The organism is Accumulibacter sp., from assembly GCF_029255285.1.
Lineage (GTDB): Bacteria > Pseudomonadota > Gammaproteobacteria > Burkholderiales > Rhodocyclaceae > Accumulibacter.
Genome location: NZ_JAPUVI010000059.1, coordinates 1 through 4,054, shown reverse-complemented (window position 1 = coordinate 4,054; position 4,054 = coordinate 1). Strand labels below are relative to the sequence as shown.

4 protein-coding genes are annotated in these 4,054 nt (G+C 63.5%); all 4 read right to left on the bottom strand.

Going from position 1 to position 4,054, the window contains the following annotated elements:
* Nucleotides 1-2,429: hypothetical protein (locus Q1M07_RS07950; RefSeq protein ID WP_300452804.1), on the bottom strand; the 2,429-nt coding region annotated here is incomplete at its 3' end.
* Nucleotides 2,430-2,448: 19 nt separating this feature from the next.
* Complete coding sequence (locus tag Q1M07_RS07945) at nucleotides 2,449-3,042, bottom strand: OmpA family protein (protein WP_300452802.1); 594 nt, start codon at nucleotides 3,040-3,042, stop codon at nucleotides 2,449-2,451.
* Between the two features lie 3 nt (nucleotides 3,043-3,045).
* Complete coding sequence (locus tag Q1M07_RS07940; RefSeq protein ID WP_300452800.1) at nucleotides 3,046-3,540, bottom strand: FecR domain-containing protein; 495 nt, start codon at nucleotides 3,538-3,540, stop codon at nucleotides 3,046-3,048.
* A 203-nt stretch (nucleotides 3,541-3,743) separates the two neighbouring features.
* Nucleotides 3,744-4,037, bottom strand: coding sequence for a hypothetical protein (locus Q1M07_RS07935; RefSeq protein WP_300329185.1), 294 nt, complete (start codon nucleotides 4,035-4,037; stop codon nucleotides 3,744-3,746).
* Nucleotides 4,038-4,054: the final 17 nt, after the last annotated feature.

Sequence of the window (4,054 nt, the reverse complement as noted above, 5' to 3'; positions counted from 1 at the left end):
CGCAGGCCATCGAGCACATTCTGCCGGCTGGCCTGCTCGTTGATCAACAGTCGCGGGACAGCGGTTCCGTAGAGTTTGCCCGCCTGGCGGACCATGTGGTGGTTGAAGTCACGCGCGTCCTTCTCTGCCAGATCAAGCTTCCACTCTTCCGGGTACTTGCTGACGCCGATGATCAACAGATAGAGCGTCTCGAAGCGCGTCTCAGGAAGCTTGACCGGTGCGGCAGCTCGCCGAACGCTGATCACCGCGGGCTCCGACTTTCCGTTCTTGTTCGCAGCGAATAGCCTGATCTGGCTGTCCAGCGGGGGAACCTCTACTTGTACCTCGTGCGCCTCGCCGCGCGTGCTGCGTAGAGCACGGTTGTCAAGCGAACGAACCAGCTTGTCGTTTACTCGCACCTTGAGCTCGCTCACCGGTGCGTCGCTTGGGCTACGCAGTACGAAGCGCACCGGCACGGTGCTCGCCGAGGTTTCGAGTTGGCTGTCGGTCTGCAGATCGATCACCGGCGGCAGGAGGGTGGCCACGCTGGCTGGTCCGCGTGTGGGCGGCGCGGACGCGGGCGCTGGCGGCGGCGCTGACGGCGCCAACGCCTGTGGGCGCACCTGGCTCTTGCTCACCTGGGCTGCCGGCGCTGGCGAAGCATCGCTTTCGCTGACGCCAAGCGCCGCAAGCGCGCTCGCGGTCGCACGTACCGCCTCGCCTTCATCGCCGGTGCGCAGAATGCTCTGGATGATCTCCGGGCGGTAGAAACGATCGCGGAAACGGCCGACCGAGAAGAAATCGGCAGCAACATTCGGGCCGCGGTTGAGGTGCCAGCCAACAAGATCCTCTCCCTCGAGCGAGGTGTCGTAGTAGCCTGAAGGCGACCAGATGATCCAGCGCTTGCCGTCGATATGAACGAAGAGCGCGAGTTGTTCACGCCCATCGCGCATGCGGTACCAGCGGATCGTGCCGTCGCCCAGGCCGGCCACGACCCATCGGCCGTCGCCCGAGACGTTGGTTGCCCAGGCTGCGGCCGGCGTGCGCTGTTCCCAAAGCGGGTTGCCGTCAGCCGTGTAGGCCCGCAAATACCATTCGCTACCGATGACGAAGCGTTGCTTGTCGGAACTGAGCGCCAGGCTGCGCGCAACCTCTCCGGGGCGCAGATCAAGTGGGCGCGAACCAAGCTTCGGCGCGGAAGAATTCTTCCAGTTGCTCGGTCCGCCGCCCATCCAGCCCGGCTGGCGCGGTGGATCGAGTTTCACTTCCGAGTTGTAGGGGCGGACATCCCCCTTGGCGAGGTCGAAAAGCAGGGCGCTGCCGCCAGGAGCAAGCGGGAAGGCGACCCGCGCGGCGTCCTCCGAAAGCATGAACTTCTCGTCGGCATCACGATAATCGGCCGTCTGTTGGCGCGCATAGAGCCGCCGGCTTCCGTTCGCATCGAAGCTCGCCCAGGAAGGTTCCGCACTGCCGACCAGCACGCCGTCGCGCCAGGCAGCAAGCGCGGTGACGATGTTGCTGAAGCCAGTAATCTCGCGGGGGGCGGCTCGTCCACCATCGGCAAAGGCGAAAACGACAAAACGGTCGCGCGCACGCGCGGTACCAGCGCCGTAGAGGACGCGCCCATCGCTGTTCCACGCGACGCGGCCGAGGTTCCCCTCGCCACTCGACGCGGTCGAGTGACGCACGCTCAAGGTCGCCGCGTCGAGCACATCGATTCGGCCGAGGTCCTGATAGCCGACAGCCAGCATGCTGCCATCGGGCGAGAATGCAACTGAATACGGTTTGCCGGGCATCTGCTTGCGCGCCGTCCGCTGCAGACCCTTGCGATCGATCCGGTAGAGGCGGACGCTGCCATCCAGGCTGCAGGTCGCCAAGCGCCCGTCTGCGGCAAAATCGGCCCCGTAGATTGCCTCGTTGTACTCCGGATCGCTGCCAACGAAGCCAAGGTTGCGCTGAAAAACGCGCAAACCCGACTGGCGCAGGCCAACCGCAACGAACTGGCTGTCCTTCGACCAGGCGAGCTGCGTAAGGGGCGCCTCAAGACCGGAAAGCGTACTCTTCGGCGGGAGCCGGCCGGACGCCCGATCGAAAAGGTAAAGCGAGTGAGTCCGGCCATCGAAGCCAGCGTTGCCGCCCAAGGCTACCTGCCGCCCGTCCGGCGAAAGGGCTGCTGCGTAAAGCGCGCCGACGCCTTCAGCGCCGACGGGCGGCCGAAATACCGTCAGCAGGCGCCCGCTCGCCGCGTCCCACAAGCGCGCCGTCTTATCCTCTGAAGCGCTGACGATCCAGCGCCCCTGACTATCGCTGCTCACGCGGGTCACCAGCGAGAGATGGGCGCCCGCCTCGATGCGCAGAATCGGTTCGGTCGGAACCTCAGCCGCAACCGCCCCAACCAGGCACAGGACAAGACCGAGTGCAAAGCGCCGGCAAGCGTCTCGCGTCCACATCGGCAGGCCCATGCAAGGCCTAGCGAACAAGAATTTCAATGCGGCGATTTCTCGGCTCGGGCGTCTCGTCCGGGGTGGCGATCAAGGGTTCGCGCTCGCCTCGCCCGGCTGTCTGAATCGAGTCTTCTGGCTGGCCCTGCTGCACCAGGCGTTTCTTGAACGATTCCGCGCGCCGCAAGGCGAGGCGATCGTTGTCGGCGACCAGGCCGACCCGGTCGGTGTGACCGACGACAACGATGTCGGGAACCGGGCGCGCCTTGATTTCGGCAACGATCGCGTCAAGGTCGCGTTTTGACGCTGACGTCAATTCATCACTTCCTTCAAGGAAGTACAAAGTGAAGCGCGCTGGAGCCGGTGGCGAAGCCTCGAGCGCTTGGCCGAACCGCTTCTTGACCTCCTGTTCATTGCTGCTTCCCTGCTCAAACCGACCACCACTGGTGCGAGCGCTTTGATACGGCTGCTCCAGCCTGATTGCGTGACCACCCTCGATTGCCTTGACGTTCAGCGTACCGGCGTCGCCGGAACCCCGGTTCGGCAGCAGGACGTAGCTATCGCGGTTGGCACAGGCGGCGATACTGAGTGAGACGGCAAGAACGATTGACAAGCTCTTCATCGCTTATTCCCCAACACTAACGACGTAATTCTTTGCCGTACCGCTGACTTCGGCCTTGGGTGTCACCATGCGCATTGCTCCCGGCGTCTGCTTGGCGATGTTTCCGGCTTGTACCGAGACGGTTCCCCGTTTGATGTAGGCGTCGAAAGCGCCCATGTACGTCGTCGAGTCGTACGCATAACGTTGCAGCTCGACCTCCGCGTCCGGCCCCAGAGAAAGCGTCGAGTTATCCTTGAACATGATGCCGACGGATCCGTTGCCGCCGGTCTGGATCGTGTCTTTCTCTTTCAGGCGCGCGCCGACGACTCCCGGATAGCGTTGTCCGTCGCGTTCGATGCTGACCACACCTCGCGACACTTTGACCTGAGCATCCCACCCGGCGGCTGCAGCCGGAGCTGGCTCGGCAGCCATCAGAGGAGCCGCACAGAACGCCGCGGTGCACAGTACGCTCACCGTCGCCAAGCCATGAACCGGCTTGTGTCTCAATATCTGCAGCATGAGAACCTTCCCAAAAAATTTGTCGGTACACCGTGTCCTTCTGACAGCAGTCTAACGCGCTAGTGCCCGTGCGGCAACCTGACTGGCTTCAGTCGCCGCGACGATGTGGCCGACCTTGCTTCCGGGCAAGAGGGGGCGCGTTGAAAAAGCGAAAAGCCACCGCTGACGGTGACCCGTCAGCGGTGGCTTCGTTTGCGACGAAATTACTTCTTGGCGTCGCCAATCACGCCAGCTTCGTTGGTGGCGGTATTGCCCTTGCCGACAGCAACCGCGGCGGCGTTGGTTTGCTTGGCCTTGATGTCGGTGCGGCCCTGAACCGAGGTCTTGCCCTTGATCGCGCCGGCGGTGTTGGCGGCCTTGTTGTCCTTGCCAACGGCTACGGCAGCGACGTTTTCCTGTTTGGCGTCGATGGTCGTCGTCCCTTTGACTTTGGTGTCCTGAGCGAAGGCGGGAGCAGCAGCAAAGGCGGCGGCGAGGATGATGGCGATAGTGCGCATAGAGATTCTCCTTAGTT